Source organism: Bisbaumannia pacifica (assembly GCF_007989625.1).
Taxonomy (GTDB): Bacteria; Pseudomonadota; Gammaproteobacteria; order Pseudomonadales; family Halomonadaceae; genus Bisbaumannia; species Bisbaumannia pacifica.
In genome coordinates, this window is sequence record NZ_BJUK01000057.1 from 1 (window position 1) to 17,430 (window position 17,430).

General features: G+C 67.5%; 16 protein-coding genes. 10 read left to right on the forward strand and 6 right to left on the reverse strand.

Going from position 1 to position 17,430, the window contains the following annotated elements; genetic code table 11:
* Window positions 1-198 precede the first annotated feature (198 nt).
* Window positions 199-1,101: a LysR family transcriptional regulator gene (locus HPA02_RS16340; protein ID WP_146804268.1), complete on the forward strand. Its 903-nt coding sequence runs from the start codon at window positions 199-201 to the stop codon at window positions 1,099-1,101.
* A 7-nt stretch (window positions 1,102-1,108) separates the two neighbouring features.
* Here HPA02_RS16340 and HPA02_RS16345 read toward each other — a convergent pair whose 3' ends face one another.
* A complete protein-coding gene (locus HPA02_RS16345; RefSeq protein WP_146804269.1) occupies window positions 1,109-2,050 on the reverse strand; it encodes a Gfo/Idh/MocA family oxidoreductase in 942 nt (313 codons plus the stop codon).
* A 99-nt stretch (window positions 2,051-2,149) separates the two neighbouring features.
* A complete protein-coding gene (gene pobA, locus HPA02_RS16350; protein WP_146804270.1) occupies window positions 2,150-3,346 on the reverse strand; it encodes a 4-hydroxybenzoate 3-monooxygenase in 1,197 nt (398 codons plus the stop codon).
* 144 nt (window positions 3,347-3,490) lie between these two features.
* On the opposite strand from pobA, the gene HPA02_RS16355 reads away from it, so the two are divergent.
* Window positions 3,491-4,432 (forward strand): helix-turn-helix domain-containing protein, encoded by a 942-nt coding sequence (locus HPA02_RS16355; protein ID WP_146804271.1) that lies wholly within the window; start codon window positions 3,491-3,493, stop codon window positions 4,430-4,432.
* 28 nt (window positions 4,433-4,460) lie between these two features.
* Here HPA02_RS16355 and HPA02_RS16360 read toward each other — a convergent pair whose 3' ends face one another.
* The 4 genes from HPA02_RS16360 to HPA02_RS16375 form a co-directional block, all read right to left on the reverse strand.
* Window positions 4,461-5,750 carry a TRAP transporter large permease gene (locus HPA02_RS16360; RefSeq protein ID WP_146804272.1) on the reverse strand — a complete coding sequence of 430 codons (1,290 nt, stop codon included), beginning with the start codon at window positions 5,748-5,750 and terminating at the stop codon, window positions 4,461-4,463.
* On the reverse strand, window positions 5,740-6,267 hold the full coding sequence (locus tag HPA02_RS16365; RefSeq protein ID WP_146804273.1) for a TRAP transporter small permease subunit: 528 nt from the start codon (window positions 6,265-6,267) through the stop codon (window positions 5,740-5,742). Before HPA02_RS16365 ends, HPA02_RS16360 begins: the two co-directional genes overlap by 11 nt.
* Window positions 6,268-6,273: 6 nt before the next feature.
* Window positions 6,274-7,305, reverse strand: a complete 1,032-nt coding sequence (locus HPA02_RS16370; RefSeq protein ID WP_146804274.1) for a TRAP transporter substrate-binding protein — start codon at window positions 7,303-7,305, stop codon at window positions 6,274-6,276.
* A 277-nt stretch (window positions 7,306-7,582) separates the two neighbouring features.
* Window positions 7,583-8,287: a GntR family transcriptional regulator gene (locus tag HPA02_RS16375; protein WP_146804275.1), complete on the reverse strand. Its 705-nt coding sequence runs from the start codon at window positions 8,285-8,287 to the stop codon at window positions 7,583-7,585.
* A 144-nt stretch (window positions 8,288-8,431) separates the two neighbouring features.
* Here HPA02_RS16375 and HPA02_RS16380 point away from each other — a divergent pair, with 144 nt between their 5' ends.
* The 8 genes from HPA02_RS16380 to HPA02_RS16415 form a co-directional block, all read left to right on the forward strand.
* Window positions 8,432-9,499, forward strand: coding sequence for an aromatic ring-hydroxylating dioxygenase subunit alpha (locus HPA02_RS16380; RefSeq protein ID WP_146804276.1), 1,068 nt, complete (start codon window positions 8,432-8,434; stop codon window positions 9,497-9,499).
* Entirely contained in the window at window positions 9,496-10,476 is a 981-nt protein-coding gene (locus tag HPA02_RS16385; protein ID WP_146804277.1) for a PDR/VanB family oxidoreductase, read from the forward strand. Before HPA02_RS16380 ends, HPA02_RS16385 begins: the two co-directional genes overlap by 4 nt.
* Window positions 10,477-10,535: 59 nt before the next feature.
* The gene (locus HPA02_RS16390; RefSeq protein ID WP_146804278.1) at window positions 10,536-11,546 is read left to right on the forward strand and encodes a TRAP transporter substrate-binding protein; all 1,011 of its coding nucleotides are present in this window, start codon (window positions 10,536-10,538) and stop codon (window positions 11,544-11,546) included.
* A 276-nt stretch (window positions 11,547-11,822) separates the two neighbouring features.
* Window positions 11,823-13,694 (forward strand): feruloyl-CoA synthase, encoded by a 1,872-nt coding sequence (locus tag HPA02_RS16395; RefSeq protein ID WP_222594008.1) that lies wholly within the window; start codon window positions 11,823-11,825, stop codon window positions 13,692-13,694.
* Window positions 13,695-13,724: 30 nt separating this feature from the next.
* Window positions 13,725-14,495, forward strand: coding sequence for a crotonase/enoyl-CoA hydratase family protein (locus HPA02_RS16400; protein ID WP_146804280.1), 771 nt, complete (start codon window positions 13,725-13,727; stop codon window positions 14,493-14,495).
* Between the two features lie 25 nt (window positions 14,496-14,520).
* Window positions 14,521-15,291: a 3-hydroxyacyl-CoA dehydrogenase gene (locus HPA02_RS16405; RefSeq protein WP_146804281.1), complete on the forward strand. Its 771-nt coding sequence runs from the start codon at window positions 14,521-14,523 to the stop codon at window positions 15,289-15,291.
* Window positions 15,292-15,342: 51 nt separating this feature from the next.
* Entirely contained in the window at window positions 15,343-17,127 is a 1,785-nt protein-coding gene (locus tag HPA02_RS16410) for an acyl-CoA dehydrogenase (protein WP_146804282.1), read from the forward strand.
* Between the two features lie 30 nt (window positions 17,128-17,157).
* On the forward strand, window positions 17,158-17,430 hold a 273-nt coding region (locus HPA02_RS16415; protein ID WP_442861997.1), incomplete at its 3' end, for an electron transfer flavoprotein subunit beta/FixA family protein.

Genomic DNA, 17,430 nt, shown 5'->3' on the forward strand with positions numbered 1-17,430 from the left:
ATCTTGACGCTCATCGGGCTATCCTCGTCATTATCGTTATGACCGGTCGCGACCGGTGCTAGCGGGTCTCGCAGGGCGTGCTCCTTGGCGGAAATCACCGGGTCGAAACTCGGTCTGCCCTGTTATGGGGCAAGTGTGATTGCCTCCCGGGCACAGAACCAATATCGTTTGGGTCCTTAGCCATACCCAGGAGGTATCATGGAGCTGCGTCATCTGAGGTACTTCTGCGTCGTCGCCGAGGAGCTCAACCTGACCCGAGCGGCGGCCAGACTGCATATGGCCCAGCCACCATTATCTCGCCAAATCAAGCAGTTAGAGGATGAAGTCGGGGTCAAACTCTTCGATCGAAGCTCTCGTGGCCTACGCCTGACCACCACCGGTCAGTTCTTCTATGAGCATACCCTGCAGATACTGGAGAAGATCGACACCACGGTGCAGGCCGCCCGCCGCATGGCCCGAAGCCAGCGGGTGATGTTCGGGATCGGCTTCGTCGCCTCGGTCTTCTATGGGCAGCTACCGCTGCTGGTACGAGGCTTACGACAAAAGGATAACGTCGAGCTGAGCCTGGCGGAGCTGACCACGGTGCAGCAGGTGCAGGCCCTCAAGGCGGGACGCATCGATATCGGCTTCGGGCGCTTGAGGATCGACGACCCGGACGTGGAGCAGGAGGTGCTATTCGACGAACCCTTGATGGCGGTGGTGCCCTGCGGCCACCCTCTGGAGGGCACCACCCCCACCCTGGCGGAACTCGCCGACTACCCGCTGATCCTGTTTCCCGCCAAGCCGCGCCCCAGCCTGGCCGACACCGTGCTCGGCCTGTTCCGCCGCCAAGGGCTCAGGGTGGAGGTGGTGCAGGAGGCCAACGAGTTACAGACGGCGCTGGGCCTGGTGGCCTCGGAGATCGGTATTACCCTGGTCCCCGAGCAGGTCAGGCGGGTGCGCCGCGACGGCATCAGTTTCATCTACCTGGCCGACAAGAGCCTCACCTCGCCGGTGCTGTGCAGCCGCCGCCGCGGCGAGCCCCCCTCCGAGGTAATGCAGGCCGCCAACGCCATCCTCGAGGTGCTGGTGGAGAACCGCCGCAGTGGGCGCTATCCCTGAGAGAAGCTCAGGCCAGTTGCCGCGCCAGCCGATCGAGCAGCCGCATCGTCGGCAGACAACTGACGAAGGAGGCCTCCGGCTCGCGCCCTTCGCGAATGGCGGCGATGAACTCCCGATCCTGATCGGCGAAACCGTTGCCGGTCAGGGGCAGGAGCTCGCCGTGGTGATTCCTGAGCTCGTCGCGGGAGGCCAGCAGGGTCGTCTCCTCGCCGATGTAGCGATAGAAGCCACCGGAGGGACCGCGGTTGTTGAAGGAGAGCGCCAGGGTGGCCAACACCTCGCCCCGGGAGCGCAGGCCCAGGCTCAGGTCCATGGGGATGCCCAGCTCGGGGTGCGGTGGCCCCTGGTGGCCCCAGACATCCAGTTCGGCGTCATCCAGCAGCCAGGCGAAGAGGTCGACGCTGTGACAGGCGTGATGCCATAGCAGGTTGTCCACCCAGCGGCGGGGCTGGCCCTGCATGTTGCGGTTCTCGCGACGAAAGAAGTAGGTCTCCGAGACCAGGTGCTGGAGGCGAAACTCGCCGGCGACCAGGCGCCGCCTGAGCTCGCGGTGCGGCGCATTGAAGCGCCGGGTATGGGCGACCATGCAGACTCGCCCCGAGGCCGCGGCCAGCGCGGTGATCCGCTCGGCATCGGCCAGGCGCAACGCCATGGGAATCTCGCACAGCAGGTGCTTGCCGGCGGCGATCACCCGCTCGGCCTGAGCGGCGTGCTGGGGGCTCGGCGTGGCCAGGATCACCGCCTCGATATCGTCGCGGGCCAGGGCCGCGTCCATGTCCAGGGCCACCTCGGGGATGCCCCACTCGGCGGCGAAGGCCCGGGCATCCGCCTCGACCCCGCCGACCAGGCAGGTCACTTCCACCCCCGGCACCTGCCCGAGCACTCGCATATGGACGCCGGCGATGCCACCCTCCCCGACCAGCAGCAGGCGTAGTGGACGTTCCGTCATAGCGACACTCCGTGATCGATGCTGGCCGGCTCGGATGCCGGCCACGCCAAAGAGTCCCGAGCCACCATCGTGGCCCGGGACAAAGGGGACATCATCGGCCTATTCCAGGGACTCGTAGGGCAGCCCCACGTAGTTCTCGGCGATGGTGGTCAGCCCCGCCTCGGAGCTGGTCACATAGTCCAGCTCGGCCTGTTGCATGCGCGTGGCGAAGTCCTCCTCCTCGGAGAACTTGTGCAGCATCGAGGTCATCCACCAGGAGAAGCGCTCGGCCTTCCAGATGCGCTTGAGGCAGGTCTCGGAGTAACGCGGAATCAGGTCGGTGCGCCCCTCCTGGTAAACCTTGACCAGCAGCCGATAGAGGGTGTTGACGTCGCTGGCGGCGAGGTTGAGCCCCTTGGCGCCGGTGGGCGGCACGATATGGGCGGCGTCGCCCACCAGGAACAGGCGGCCGTACTGCATCGGCTCGACCACGAAGCTGCGCAGCGGCGCGATGCTCTTCTCCAGCGACGGCCCGGTGACCAGTTGCCGGGCCGTCTCTTCCGGCAGGCGGCGCTTGAGCTCCTCCCAGAAGCGCGCGTCCGACCAGTCGTCGACCTTCTCGTCCAGGGAGACCTGGAGGTAGTAACGGCTGCGGGTCGCCGAGCGCATGCTGCATAAGGCGAAGCCGCGCTCATGACGGGCATAGATCAGCTCGTCGGCCACCGGCGGGGTATCGGCGAGCAGGCCCAGCCAGCCGAAGGGGTAGACCCGTTCGAACTCCTTGATGCGCTCGGCGGGGATCGAGCGACGCGACACGCCGTGGAAGCCGTCACAGCCGGCCACATAGTCGCAGTCGAGGCGCTGGGTCTCGCCGTCCTTCTCGAAGGTCACATAGGGCTTGGCCTCGGGATCGTCGCTCTCCAGGCCATGGGGCTGGACATTCGCGGCCTCGTAGATCGTCGTGCCGCCGGTCGCCTCGCGGGCCGCCATCAGGTCGCGGGTCACCTCGGTCTGGCCATAGACCATCACCGTCTTGCCACCGGTCAGGCCGGCCAGGTCGACACGCACCCGGCGGTTGTCGAAGGCTAGCTCGACGCCATCGTGGGGCAGGCCCTCGGCGTCCATGCGTTCGGCGACCCCGGCCTCGCGCAGCAGATCGACCATGCCCTGCTCCAGGACCCCGGCGCGGATCCGGCCCAGCACGTATTCGCCGCTCTGGCGCTCGAGGATGACGTTGTCGATGCCCTGGCGGCTCAGCAGTTGGCCGAGCAGCAGGCCCGAGGGCCCGGCACCGATGATGGCGACCTGTGTCTTCATGGGACTCCCCCTATCGAAGGCGTTGATGATGCAATGACTTGCATTTTTCACTGAATACGCCCGATAAATAAGGCATGATTGGCACTATTACTTGGACATACTCAAGATGGCGCATCGACTTTGGTCGCACCCCAGGAGGCCGCCATGCCCACCGCTCCCGCCACCTCGGTTCCCGTCTTCAAGCTCTACGGCGAGACCCGCCATTGGCCGACGCCGGACCTGCTGCATTGCGAGTCGATCCCCGAGCGCAGCCAACTGCACGACTGGAATATCCGCCCCCATCGCCACGCCGACCTGGTCCACGTGCTGCACCTCGCCAGCGGCGACGTGACCCTCGAGCTGGAGGGCATGCCCCACCACCTGACGGGGCCGCTGACCATCGTGGTTCCGGCCATGGCGATCCATGGCTTCCGCTTTGCCGAAGACGTCCAGGGCCATATCATCACCCTGGCCCAGCCGCTGGCCGAGCACCTGTCGCACGCCCTGGGAGAGCAGGGCCAGGCGCTGGCCCGCACCGACTTCCAACGCCTCGACCGGGCGGGCCCGGCACGGCGGATCGCCACCCTGGTGGCCCAGATCGACGAGGAGTATCGCCAGCCGGCATCCGGGCGCGCACACCTGCTGGAGGCGCTGATCCAGGCCCTGGTGGTCGAGCTCTCGCGCCTCGTCGAGCGGGGCCGTCCCTCGTCCCACCGGACGTCACGGCCCGGGAGCCGAGCCAATGACAAGGGGCACGAGCACCTGACCAACTTCCAGGCGCTGATCGAGGCCCAGTACCGCCAGCAGCCCAGCATCGAGTCCCTGGCCGGTCAACTGGGCCTGACCAGCGCCCACCTCAACACCCTGTGCCGCCGCCTGGCCGATCGCAGCGCCCTGCAACTGCTCCACGAGCGCCTGTTGCTGGAGGCCAAGCGCCAGCTCACCTACACCAATATGACCATCGGCCAGATCTCCGACCTGCTGGGCTTCTCGGAACCGGCCTACTTCACCCGCTTCTTCAAGCGGCTCAGCGGTTTCTCGCCCCGGGACTTCCGGCTGCGCCAGCACGCCGCCCCCAACGACGTCGCCCCCGGCCAGGCACGCTGAACCGGGGGCGACGTCGTTGGGGAGCGACTCAGAGCAGGAACAGGGTGGTCAGCACCGGGAAGGCGATCAGCAGCGCCAGGCGCAGCAGGTCCGACACCACGAAGGGCGCCACGCCGCGGAAGATCTCGCCCAGCCCCACATGGGGCGCCATGGCCTTGATCACGAAGACGTTCATGCCCACCGGCGGGGTCATCAGCCCCAGCTCCACGGTGAGCACGGTGACGATGCCGAACCACACCGGGTCGATGCCCAGCGACTGGATGATCGGGAAGACCACCGGCACGGTGATCACCAGCATGGCGATGGAGTCCATGAACATCCCCAGCACGAAGTAGAGCGCCAGGATGCATAGCACCACCAGGATCGGCGCCAGGTCCACGCCATACAGGAAGTCACTGATCGAGAAGGAGATCCGTGACACCGAGATGAAGTAGCCCAGGGTCTCGGCCCCCACCAGCATAAAGAACACCACCGCCGACAGCGCCAGGGTCTCCTGCACACTCTGCCACAACCCGCGCCAACGCATGCCCTTGGCCAGGGCGTAGAGCAGGGTGGCGAAGGCACCGACGCTGGCCCCCTCGGTGGGGGTGAAGGCGCCGAAGTAGATGCCCAGGATCATCACCAGGAAGACCCCGAAGAAGGGCGCCAGGCCACCCATCGACAGCAGCTTCGCCGTCCAGGGCGTGGGCTCGCCGGCCACCGCCAGGGCGGGCCTCAGGCGCATCATCACGCTGACCGTCAACGCATACATCACCAGGCCCATTAGCCCCGGCACCAGGCCGGCCATAAACATGTCGCCCACCGACTGCTCGGTGAGGATGGCGTAGATCAGCAGCGCGATGGAGGGCGGAATCATGATGCCCAGGGTGCCGCCGGCGGCCAGGGCCCCGGTGGCCAGGCCACGGTTATAGCCATAGCGCTCCATTTCCGGCAGGGCGACCCGGGTCATGGTGCTGGCGGTGGCCAGCGAGGAGCCCGAGATCGCCGAGAAGACCCCGCAGGAGCCTACCGCGGCGATGGCCAGCCCGCCTTTCCAGCCGCCGCAGATCACCCGGGTGGCGTGGAACAGCTTGCCGGCCATGCCGGAGTGCGCCGCCAGCACGCCCATCAGGATGAACATCGGCACGGCGCTGAAGCTGTAGTTGGAAAGCACCTCCACCGGCACCGTCTTGAGCTGGGCGATGGCCGCGCCCCAGCTGATCACCTGGGCGAAGCCCACCACCCCGACGACCAGCATGGTCAACGCCACCGGCACACGCAGCACCATCAGCACCAGCAGCAGGGCCAGGCCGAGGGCGCCGATCATCTCACTCCCCATGCGACACCTCCTGAGTGGCACCGAAAATCGCCCCGAGCAGCGCATGAATCAGGCTGCGCAGGCCCAGCAACAGGCTGAGCACCGCGGCCGTCTGGTAGATCGGGCCCATCGGCAGGCGCAGGTCCTGAGTGACCTCGCCATGCCGGGCCGCCGCCGCGGCCGAGTCGAGCAGGCCGAGAAAGAGCACCAGGCCGAGGGCCGCGAAGCCCAGCAGGTAGACGCCATGCAGGCGATGCTTGATGCCCGGCGCCAAGCCATGGGAGAGGGCCTCCACCACCACCTGGCTCTTCTCCACGTTGGCGGCCATGGCGGCCAGCAGCGAGCAGAGCATCAGGTAGCTGACCAGCTCCACGCTGCCGGTCACGCGCAGGGCGAGGGCGCCCTCGGTGACGCGATAGAGGTAGCGGCTGCCGACATCGGCGATGGTCACCGCCAGCAGCGCCACCAGGGCGAGCCCGGCGACGACGCGGCAGACCAGGGCCAGCCACTGGCTGGCCCGTTCCAGTAATGACCGCATCCTCGCTTACCCCCGCTCGGCGGCGCAGGACTCGCTGGCGGCCAGGGCGGCCTCATAGACCTCCTGAGCCGGCAGGCCACGCGCCTCGAGCTCGGCGAGGTAGCCATCGATGCCGTCCTGGAGCGGCTGCTGCCAGTCCGGGTGCGCCAGCGGCTCGTCGATCTCGCGGATGGTATGTCCGGCGTCGATGGCCTCCTGCTTGCCCTCGACATCGAGGCGGTCGAAGACGGCCCCGGCGTTCTCGGCCCAGCGCATGCCGGAGTTGGCGTCGATCACCGCCTGCAGCTCGGGGCTCAGGCGCTCATAACTGCGCTGGTTCATGGTGGCCACGAAGATCAGGGTGTAGAAGGGCACCTCGGTGTGGTACTCGACCAGCTCATTGATGCGGAAGCCCTTGAGGCCTTCCCAGGGGAAGCTCAGGCCGTCGATGACGCCGCGCTGCATGGAGGTATAGATATCCGGCGCCGGCATGCCCACGGGACTGGCCCCCATGTTCTCGAGCATGTCGCCGGCCACGGCGGTGGGGCGACGGATGCGCAGCCCCTCGAGGTCCGCCGGGGTCTGGACGTCGGTGCCGACGGTGTGGATGCCCCCCGGGCCGGTGGTGAACAGGAACAGCGGCCGGGTATCGGCATACTCCTCGTCGAGATGGCCCTCGTCGTAGAGGGTCTGCAGCACGCAGGCCCCCTGGGTGGCGGTGGTGGCCACGCCGGGCAGTTCGACGATCTGCGACAACGGGAAGCGCCCGGCGGTATAGCCCTGGGCCGTGGCGCCGATATCGGCGATACCATTGCCCACCGCCTCATAGATGGCATCGGGCCGGGCCAGGGTGCCGGAGGGGAACATCTCGACACGCAGTTCGCCGCCGGACTCCTCCTCGAGGGTCTCGGCCCAGGCTTCGAAGAGCGCCTGGTTGACGCCCGAGGCCCCCGGCCAGAAGTGGGCCATGCGCAGGGTGGTGGTCGCCTGGGCGGTGGAGGCGAGGGTCAGGCCGGCGATGGAGGCCGCCAGCAGGCAGCGGGGAAGGATACGTTTCATCGGTCAGTTCCTCATCAGGGCGGATTACCGTCGGCAACCTGAGCATGAATTGTCATTATGGATCCACGCATGTTCGAATGGCGAACACTGTTTATGCATAGTGAACAAGTTAACCCAAGGGCTCGGGGGCTAGACAACCGACTTTGGTCTAAGAAAGAGCGCCGGCCACCCGGGCGGCCGGCGCCAGGTCGGTACCCGACATTTTCCCGGACCCGCTCTCCCAGATAAGGCAAAATTAGCGCCATCACTTGGACTTTTCGAAGATACTCTGACGACTTTAGTCGTATCGCCCCTCGCCCCCCGGCGCACGCCCCAGGCCCAGCAGCTCTCCATAGCGCAGCCCGATAAAGGCATGCTCGCGCATCAGCATCTCGGCCCTCGCCCCCTCGCCATGGCGCAATGCCTGGACGATCAGCTCATGCTGAAGCTGGGCTAGTTGCAGCTTGCGGTACTCGCGATCCAGCGCCTCGCTATCGATGATGAGCGAATCGGCGGCGGCGAACGGCAGGTGATTATTGCGGGCGATGGCGTCGCCGATCACCGGGCTGCCGGCCGAGCCGACGATGATCTCGTGGAAGTGGCGGTTCAGCTCGCTCCAGGCATCGGCGTCACGCTCCACGAGATGGCCCTTGGCCAGCAGGTCTCGTCCCTTCTGGATCCAAACCTGCAGTTCATCGGCCAGCGCCGCCGACAGGCCTTGCTCCGCCAGCCGCCGCGCCGCCAGGCCCTCCAGCACGCCGCGCACCTCCACGGCGCAGCGCACGTCGACCTCGGTGAACTCGCGCACCATGAAGCCGCGCTTGCCGGCCCGCTGCAGCAGCCCCTCCTGCTCCAGGGTGCGAAAGGCCAGGCGCACCGGGGTCCGCGAGACTCCCAGTTGCTCCGCTACCGCCACCTCGCCGAGGCGCTCCCCCGTCTGAAAGTGCCCCTCACCGATCAGCTTGCGCAGCCGGCCCACCACGCTCTTGTCGCCATCACTCATCGCTTATCCCGTCGTTGTTGCGTATTGATTGACTACCGATCATGCATTGGATCCAACTAAAGCATAAGTTGACGTGAAACACGCACCAGGACTTTACTTTGGATCCAATTATAACGCCTGTCGCATTCAGTCGAGGAGAGAACCGTGACCACTCAAGCTCCCTACCCGAAGAACACCTGGTACGTCGCCGCCACCCCGGACGAGCTCGCCGATAAGCCGCTGGGGCGCACCATCTGCAACGAACCGATCGTCTTCTTCCGCGGCGATGAGGGCCGCGTGGCCGCCGTGGAGGACTTCTGCCCCCATCGCGGCGCCCCACTATCGCTGGGCTTCGTGCGCGACGGCAAGCTGGTGTGCGGCTATCACGGCCTGGAGATGGGCTGCGATGGCAAGTGCGCCAGCATGCCGGGCCAGCGGGTCCGCGGTTTCCCGAGCATCCGTGCCTACCCGGTGGAAGAGCGCCACGGTTTCATCTGGATCTGGCCCGGCGACCCGCAGCGGGCCGACCCAAGCCTGATCCCCGAACTGCACTGGGCCAACAGCCCGGACTGGGCCTATGGCGGCGGCCTCTACCATATCCACTGCGACTATCGCCTGATGATCGATAACCTCATGGACCTGACCCATGAGACCTACGTCCACGCCTCCAGCATCGGCCAGCCGGAGATCGAGGAGTCCGCCCCGGCGACCCGCGTCGAGGGCGACGAGGCAATCACCGAGCGCCATATGGAACGCATTCCCGCCCCGCCCTTCTGGCAGGCGGCGCTGCGCGGCAACGGCCTGGCCGACGACGTGCCGGTGGATCGCTGGCAGATCTGCCGCTTCACCCCGCCGAGTCACGTGCTGATCGAGGTCGGCGTGGCGCATGCCGGCCATGGCGGCTACGAAGCGCCGGCGGAGGTCAAGGCGTCGAGCATCGTGGTCGATTTCATCACCCCCGAGACCGATACCTCGATCTGGTACTTCTGGGGCATGGCGCGCAACTTCAAGTCGGACGACTCGGAACTCACCGAGCGCATCCGCGAGGGCCAGGGCCAGATCTTCGCCGAGGACCTGGAGATGCTGGAGTCCCAGCAGCGCAACCTGCTGCGCTACCCGGAGCGCCAGTTGCTCAAGCTCAATATCGACGGCGGCGGCGTCCAGGCGCGTCGCATCATCGACCGAATCCTCGTCGAGGAACGCGAGGCCAACCAAGAGGAGGCCAGCGCATGAGCAGCCACCCCCTCTCCCTGATAGTCGAGGTCACCGGCAAGCGCCAAGAGGCCGAAGATATCGTCACCTTCGAGCTGGCCGACCCCCACGGCCGGCCGCTGCCGGCGTTCGGCGCCGGCGCGCATATCGATGTGCGCGTCTCGTCACCGGGTCAGGATGACCTGATACGCCAGTACTCGCTGTGCAACCATCCCGAGGAGCGTGACCGCTACCTGATCGGGGTACTGCGCGACCCGGCCTCGCGGGGCGGCTCCGAGGCCATGCACGAGGCCATTCAGGAGGGCGACCTGCTGCAGATCAGCGCCCCCAAGAACCACTTCCCGCTCAAGCCGGCCGGGCGCACCCTGCTGCTGGCCGGCGGCATCGGCGTGACGCCGATCCTGTGCATGGCCGAGCGCCTGGCGCATACCGGTGCCGACTTCGCCATGCACTACTGCACCCGCTCGCCGGAACGCACCGCCTTCCGCGAGCGCATCGCCGCCTCGGGCTTCGCCGAACGGGTGCGGTTCCACTTCGACGACGGCGCGCCGGAACAGAAGCTCGACCTGCAACGCCTGCTGGCCACGCCGGAGCCCGACACCCGGATCTATGTGTGCGGCCCCGGCGGCTTCATCGATGCCGTGCTGTCGACCGCCAAGGCCAACGGCTGGCCCGCCGAGCGGCTGCACACCGAGTATTTCGCCGGCGCCGTGACCGACACCAGCGACGACGATAGCTTCGAGGTCAGGATCGCCAGTAGCGGCGCCCGTTACACCGTGCCCGCCGACAAGACCGTGCACCAGGTGCTGGCCGAGAACGGCGTCGACATCATGGTCTCCTGCGAGCAAGGCGTCTGCGGCACCTGCCTGACCCGGGTGCTGGAGGGCGAACCCGACCATCGCGATCTCTTCCTGGAGGAGCACGAGCACGCCGCCAACGACCAGTTCACCCCCTGCTGCTCACGGGCCAAGAGCCCGGTGCTGGTGCTGGACCTCTGAGCCGAGCCCGACGCCGCCCACCCGGCAATCAAACGACAATCACAATGAGCGACTCCCCTATGAAAGCGACCAAGACTGCGATCACCACGGCCCTCGCCCTGACCCTGACCGGCACCGCCCTGGCCGAGGCCAGCACGACCCTCAGGGTCGCCCACGTCTGGCCCGGCGGCTCGATGATCGACCGTGAGCTCTTCCAGGCCTGGGCCGACAGCGTCGAGGCGGCCTCGCAGGGCCGCCTCGAGGTCGAGGTCTACCCCAGCCAGACCCTGGCCAGGTCCGAGCAGACCTACGACAGTACCGCCAACGGCATCGCCGATATCGGCGCCTCGGCCCAGGGCTATACCGCCGGCCGCTTCCCGTTGACCCAGGTGGTCGAGCTCCCCGGCGTCTCGGCCAGCAGCCGTCAGGGCGCCTGCATCCTGCAGTCGCTCTACGACGAAGGCCACCTGGACGCGGAATATGCCGATACCCGGCCGCTGTTCCTGTTCACCACCGGCCCCGGCTATCTGCACACCCGGGAGCGGCTGATCGAGACTCCCGCCGATCTGGCCGGCCTGCGCCTACGCCGCCCCACGCCGGTGGTGGGGGACATGCTCGAGCGACTCGACGCCCAGGCGGTGGGCATGCCGGCCCCGGATGTCTTCACCTCGATGCAGCGCGGCGTGGTCGACGGCCTGAGCTTCAACTGGGAGGGCATGAAGACCTTCCGCCTCAACGAGCTGGCCACGCACCATACCGAGGTGCCCCTCTACGATCTGTCGCTGTTCGCCACCATGAGTCAGCGCAGCTACGAGGCCCTCCCCGACGACCTGCAGCGGGTCATCGACGAGCACAGCGGCCTGGAGTGGTCACTGCGCGCCGCGGCGGTCTATGACGAGCTGATCCGCCAGGGGCGTGAGGAAGCCGAGGCCGCCGGCCACGACTTCCTGGTGATCGAGGATGCCCTCGATCATCCGGACTGGGGCCCAGTGTTGCGGGAGACCACCACCCGTTACCTGGAGGAGATCGGCGGCGAGGCCCAGGCGGTCTACGATATCGCCATGAGCCTGCAGGAAACCTGCGAGGCCTGACCCCCTTCACCTCCCCAGCGTTTCCCTTCCTGACCACAACGGCGGCCTCCGGGCCGCCGTTTTTTCTTGCTTAGCCGCGGGAAAAGGCGGCAGGCGACCTCCCACGCCTGGGCCAGCCATGGTCCCCCTCGACGACATCCCACACTCGACCAAAGACGTAGCCCCCAAGGCATGACCCACCCGGGGAGCTGTTGTAGTCTATAAACTGTTTAATACAACAACAGTATTTTCTAACAACATAAGCTCAGCCTGATGGCAGACAGCAAGGAGCCAATAATGACAGCCTCCACGCTCGACCACTCCCATGCCCCGGCCTTTACCGCTCCCCGGGTACGCCTGGAATCCCGGGATGACGGCTCTCAGTTGTTGCACTCCGCGATCCCGCTGAGCAACGCCTACGCCCGCTGCAGTGGCGAGTGGCTGGAGCACTGGGCCCGGGAGGCGCCGGAACGCGTCTGGCTGGCCGAGCGCGATGCCCAGGGCCAGTGGGTCGAGCTCACCTATGGCGAGGCGCGTCGTCGGGTGGTCGCCATCGCCAGTTGGCTGCTGACTCAGGGGCTCGGTGCCGAGCGCCCGCTAACGATCCTCTCGGACAACGGCATCGAGCACGCCCTGCTGATGACCGCCGCCATGCACATCGGCGTGCCCTCCTGCTCGATCTCGCCGGGCAGCTCGCTGATGTCCCGGGATCACGCCAAGCTCAAGAGCCAGGTCGAGCTGCTGCACCCCGGGGTGATCTACGCCGATCCCATCGAGGCCTACCGACCGGCGCTGGCGGCCATCGCCGAGCTCCACGACGCGGTGCTGGTGGCCGGCGGCCGCAGCGCCTCCACCGAGGGGGCCGTTCCCTTCGCCGAGCTGGAGCAGCGTAGCGATGAGAGCGCGGTGATGGCCGCCTTCGCCGCCCTCACCCCGGACACCATCGCCAAGTTCCTGTTCACCTCCGGCTCGGTGGGCACTCCCAAGGCGGTACCCAACACCCAGCGCATGCTCTGCTCCAACCAGCAGGCCAAGGCCCAGGTCTGGCCGACCCTTGCCGAGCGACCGCCGGTGCTACTCGACTGGCTGCCCTGGAGCCACACCTTCGGCGGCAACCACAACTTCAATATCGTGCTGCACTGGGGCGGCACCCTCTATCTCGACGACGGCAAGCCGACCCCGGAGCTGATCGAGAAGACCGCCCGCAACCTGCGCGAGGTCTCGCCGACCCACTATTTCAGCGTGCCGCGCGCCTACGACATGCTGATGCCCCTGCTGCGCGACGACGCCGCCCTGCGCGACGCCTTCTTCCACCGCCTGCAGCTGGTCTTCTATGCCGCCGCGGCGCTGCCGGAGCACCTCTGGAACGAACTCGAAGCCATGGCCCGGGAGACCACCGGCCGCGAGGTACTGATCGCCTCCTCCTGGGGCGCCACCGAGACCGCCCCGATCTGCACCGACTGCCACTTCCCCGCCGTGCGTTCCGGGGTGATCGGCGTGCCGGTACCGGGCACCACCCTCAAGCTAGTGCCCACGGCCGGCAAGCTCGAGGTGCGGGTCAAGGGCCCCAATATCTTCACCGGCTACTGGAAACAGCCCGAGTTATCGGCCAAGGCCTTCGACGACGAGGGCTTCTATATGATCGGCGACGCCGTGCGCTTCGTGGATCCCGAGCATCCCGAGCAGGGCCTGCTCTTCGACGGCCGCGTCAGCGAGGACTTCAAGCTGCTCACCGGCACCTGGGTCCATGTGGGCGCCCTGCGCATGGCCGGCCTCGATGCCCTCAAGCCCATCGCCCAGGACATCGTGGTCAGCGGCCACGATCGCGACGAGATCGGTTTCCTGATCTTTCCCCATCTGGCCGAGTGCCGCCGCCTCTGCCCCGACCTCGCCGCGGATGCCCCGGTGGAGGCGGTGCTGTCGCATCCCGCGGTGGTCGAGCGAGTGCGCGAGGCCATGCGCACCCTCCAGGCGGGCGGCGGTGGCAGTTCCACCTACCCGACCCGCGCCCTGCTGCTCGAGGAGCCGCCCTCCGTGGAGGCCGGGGAAATCACCGACAAGGGCTATATCAACCAGCGCAAGGTCCTGGATCGCCGCGCCGAGCGGGTGGCCGCCCTCTATTCCTCCGCCCCAGCCAATACGCCGGCCGCGGCCGTCATCACCCTTTAATTCATGAATCATCCATCGCCGAGGTCCCCCATGTCCGAGTCACTCGTCAAGACGTCCCTGGACGACAGCATCTACACCATCACCCTGGCGCGCCCCGAGAAGCGCAACGCCGTCAGCGATCGCCTGCTGAACGCCCTGGAGGAGGCCCTGGTCGCCACCCCGGAAGGCACCCGGGTGATCATCCTCGCCGCCGAAGGCAAGCATTTCTGCGCCGGCCTGGACCTCTCCGAGCACCAGCATCGCGACCCCTTCGGCGTGATGCAGCACTCCCGCGGCTGGCACCGCATCTTCGATCGCCTGCAGAACGGCGGCATCCCGGTGGTCGCCGCCATGCAGGGCGCGGTGATCGGCGGCGGCCTGGAGCTGGCCACGGCGACCCATGTGCGCATCGCCGAGCCCAACACCCTCTATCAGTTGCCCGAGGGCCGTCACGGCATCTTCGTCGGCGGCGGCGCCTCGGTGCGCGTGGCCAATATCATCGGCCCCGGACGCATGTGCGAGATGATGCTCACCGGCCGCCTCATGGAGGCCGACGAGGGCCAGCGCCTAGGCCTCTCCCACTATGTGGTCGGCGAGGGCGAGAGCCTCGACAAGGCTCGCCAACTCGCCAGGCGCATCGCCGAGAACGCCCCCATGGCCAACTGGGCCATGGTCTCCGCCATTTCGCGCATCGACAACATGTCCAGCGACGACGGCCTGTTCGTCGAGTCGCTGACCGCCGCTTTGACCCAGACCAGCCCCGAGGTCGCCGAACGCATCGGGGACTTCCTGACACGCAAGGGCCAGGGCCCGCGCACCTGATTCGCCACCAAGCAAGGAGAGTGCCATGAAATTCCAGGACAACACCTTTATCGTCAGCGGCGGCGCCTCGGGCCTCGGCGAGGCCAGCGTGCGCGCCCTGCATAAGGCCGGCGCCCGAGTCGTGATCGCCGACCTCAATGTCGAGCGCGGCGAGGCCCTGGCCGATGAGCTCGGCGAGCGCGTCCGCTTCCGCCGCACCGACGTCACCAGCGACGCCGATGGTCAGGCCGTGGTGGACCTCGCCGTCGAGACCTTCGGTGGCCTGCAGGGGCTGATCAACTGCGCCGGGGTCGGCGACCCCGCCAAGGTCGTCGACCGCCACGGCGAGCCGCTGCCCCTCGACGCCTTCTCGCGCATCGTCAATATCAACCTGCTGGGCACCTTCAATATGCTGCGCCTGGCCGCCGCCGCCATGGCCAAGGGCGAGCCCCAGGCCGACGGCGAACGCGGGGTGATCATCAACACCGCCTCGGTGGCCGCCTTCGACGGCCAGATCGGCCAGCCCGCCTATGCCGCCTCCAAGGGCGGTATCGTCGCCATGACCCTGCCCATCGCCCGCGAGCTGGCCCGCCACGGCATCCGCGTGATGACCATCGCCCCGGGGCTGTTCAAGACCCCGCTGATGGAGGCCCTACCGGAGGAGGCCCAGCAGTCGCTGGCCGCCGCCATCCCCTTCCCCTGCCGCCTGGGCGAGCCCGACGAGTTCGCGCGCCTGGCCTGCCATATCGTCGACAACGCCATGCTCAACGGCGAGACCATCCGCCTGGACGGCTCGATCCGCATGGCACCCCGCTGATTCCTGTCCCACCCCGGGATGGCGCCAGTCACAGACTCGAAGGGCCTTAGCATGATCGACTACCAAGCACCGCTGCGTGATATGCAGTTCATCCTCGACGAGCTCGCCGGCCTCGAGGGCATCGGCGCTCTGCCCGGCTGCGAGGACGCCTCGCCCGACCTGGTGAGCGCCGTCCTGGAAGAGGCCGGCAAGTTCGCCGCCGGCGTGCTGGCCCCCCTCAACCCGATCGGCGACCAGCAGGGCTGCCGCCTGGAGGGTGAGCGGGTGATCACTCCGGACGGCTGGCAGGCCGCCTACGACCAGTTCCGCGATGCCGGCTGGATCGGCCTCTCCCTGCCCCCGGAGCATGGCGGCCAGGGGCTGCCCAAGCTGGTCTCCACGCCGGTGTGGGAGATGTGGTTCTCCACCAACATGGCCTTCGCCATGCTGCCCCAGCTCAACGTGGGCCAGACCGAGGCGCTGATGATCGCCGCCAGCGAGGCGCAGAAGGCGACCTGGCTGGACAAGGTGGTCAGCGGCGAGTGGGCCGCCACCATGAACCTCACCGAACCCCAGGCCGGCTCCGACCTGGCCGCCACCCGTGCCCGCGCCGAGCCCACGGACGATGGGGCCTATCGCCTGTTCGGTCAGAAGATCTTCATCTCCTACGGCGAACACGAGCTGACCCCCAATATCGTTCACCTGGTGCTGGCTCGACTGCCCGACGCCCCGCCGGGGGTCAAGGGCCTGTCGCTGTTCCTGGTGCCCAAGTACCTGCTCGACGAGCACGGCGAACCGGGCGAGAAGAACGATATCCGCTGTATCGCCATCGAGCACAAGATGGGCATTCACGGCAGCCCCACCTGCACCCTGAGCTACGGCGATGAGGGCGGCGCCCTGGGTTACCTGGTCGGCGAGCCACACCAGGGCCTGGCCACCATGTTCGTGATGATGAACGACGCCCGCTTCAGCGTGGGGGTACAGGGCGTGGCACTCGGCGAGCGCGCCTATCAGGCGGCCCTGGGCTATGCCCGGGAGCGCGTCCAGGGCCGCGATATCGTCAGCGGCGAGAGCGGCCGGCCGATCCTCGTCCACCCCGACGTCAAGCGCATGCTGGTATCGATGCGTGCCCGGCTGATGGCCATGCGCGGCCTGCTCTACAGCGCCGCCGGCTGGTTCGATATCGCCCGCCACCACCCGGAGGCCGCGGTCGCCGACAAGCACCGTCGCTATGTCGATCTCTTGATGCCGGTGGCCAAGGGCTGGTGCACCGAGGTCGGCAACGACCTCTGTGACGAGGCGATTCAGGTCTTCGGCGGCATGGGCTTCGTGGAGGAGACCGGGGTCGCCCAGCTGTTCCGCGACGCCCGCATCATCACCATCTACGAGGGCACCACCGGCATTCAGGCCAACGACCTGCTGGGACGCAAGATCCTCCGCGAGGAGGGCGCCACCCTGCGCGAGCTGATCGGCGATATTCGCGAGACCGCCTCCGAGCTCGAGGCACATCGGCGACTCGGCGATCTGGCGGTGGCCCTCGGCAATCAGGCCACCCTGCTCGACGAGACCACCGACTGGCTGCTGCAACAGCGTGATGCCACCGCCGACCTCTACGCCGGCGCCATGCCCCTGCTGCACCTGCTGGGCATCGCCTGCGGCGCCTGGCAGATGGCGCGCCTGGCGCTGGCCGCCGACACCCGTCGCGAGGCCGGCGAGGGCGACAGCGAGTACCTGCAGGGACTGGTCGAGCTGGCGCGGTTCTATCTAGCCACCCAAGGCCCCCAGGCCCGGGCCCATGCCCAGACCCTGCGCCAGGCCGGGGCGGTACTGACCCGTTTCCCCGACGGCGGCCTGTAACCCGCCCGAGCCGAGAATAGGAGACATGCCATGAAAGTACTCGTCGCGGTCAAACGCGTCCTCGACTACAACGTCAAGATCCGCGTCAAGGCGGATCACTCCGACGTCGACCTGAGCAACGTCAAGATGGCCATGAACCCCTTCTGCGAGATCGCCGTGGAAGAGGCGGTGCGCCTCAAGGAGCGCGGTATCGCCAGCGAGGTGATCGCCGTGAGCGTGGGGCCCAAGGCGGCTCAGGAGCAGCTTCGTACCGCCCTGGCCCTGGGCACCGACCGGGCCATTCATGTGGAGACCGACGTTCCC

Excerpts from the sequence above, each read along its gene's own strand:
- HPA02_RS16345 (WP_146804269.1), bottom strand. The coding sequence starts at position 2,050 with ATGACGGAACGTCCACTACGCCTGCTGCTGGTCGGGGAGGGTGGCATC.
- pobA (WP_146804270.1), bottom strand. The coding sequence starts at position 3,346 with ATGAAGACACAGGTCGCCATCATCGGTGCCGGGCCCTCGGGCCTGCTG.
- HPA02_RS16410 (WP_146804282.1), top strand. The coding sequence starts at position 15,343 with ATGATCGACTACCAAGCACCGCTGCGTGATATGCAGTTCATCCTCGAC.
- HPA02_RS16400 (WP_146804280.1), top strand. The coding sequence starts at position 13,725 with ATGTCCGAGTCACTCGTCAAGACGTCCCTGGACGACAGCATCTACACC.
- HPA02_RS16355 (WP_146804271.1), top strand. The coding sequence starts at position 3,491 with ATGCCCACCGCTCCCGCCACCTCGGTTCCCGTCTTCAAGCTCTACGGC.
- HPA02_RS16375 (WP_146804275.1), bottom strand. The coding sequence starts at position 8,287 with ATGAGTGATGGCGACAAGAGCGTGGTGGGCCGGCTGCGCAAGCTGATC.
- HPA02_RS16340 (WP_146804268.1), top strand. The coding sequence starts at position 199 with ATGGAGCTGCGTCATCTGAGGTACTTCTGCGTCGTCGCCGAGGAGCTC.
- HPA02_RS16360 (WP_146804272.1), bottom strand. The coding sequence starts at position 5,750 with ATGGGGAGTGAGATGATCGGCGCCCTCGGCCTGGCCCTGCTGCTGGTG.
- HPA02_RS16385 (WP_146804277.1), top strand. The coding sequence starts at position 9,496 with ATGAGCAGCCACCCCCTCTCCCTGATAGTCGAGGTCACCGGCAAGCGC.
- HPA02_RS16370 (WP_146804274.1), bottom strand. The coding sequence starts at position 7,305 with ATGAAACGTATCCTTCCCCGCTGCCTGCTGGCGGCCTCCATCGCCGGC.
- HPA02_RS16395 (WP_222594008.1), top strand. The coding sequence starts at position 11,823 with ATGACAGCCTCCACGCTCGACCACTCCCATGCCCCGGCCTTTACCGCT.
- HPA02_RS16405 (WP_146804281.1), top strand. The coding sequence starts at position 14,521 with ATGAAATTCCAGGACAACACCTTTATCGTCAGCGGCGGCGCCTCGGGC.
- HPA02_RS16365 (WP_146804273.1), bottom strand. The coding sequence starts at position 6,267 with ATGCGGTCATTACTGGAACGGGCCAGCCAGTGGCTGGCCCTGGTCTGC.
- HPA02_RS16390 (WP_146804278.1), top strand. The coding sequence starts at position 10,536 with ATGAAAGCGACCAAGACTGCGATCACCACGGCCCTCGCCCTGACCCTG.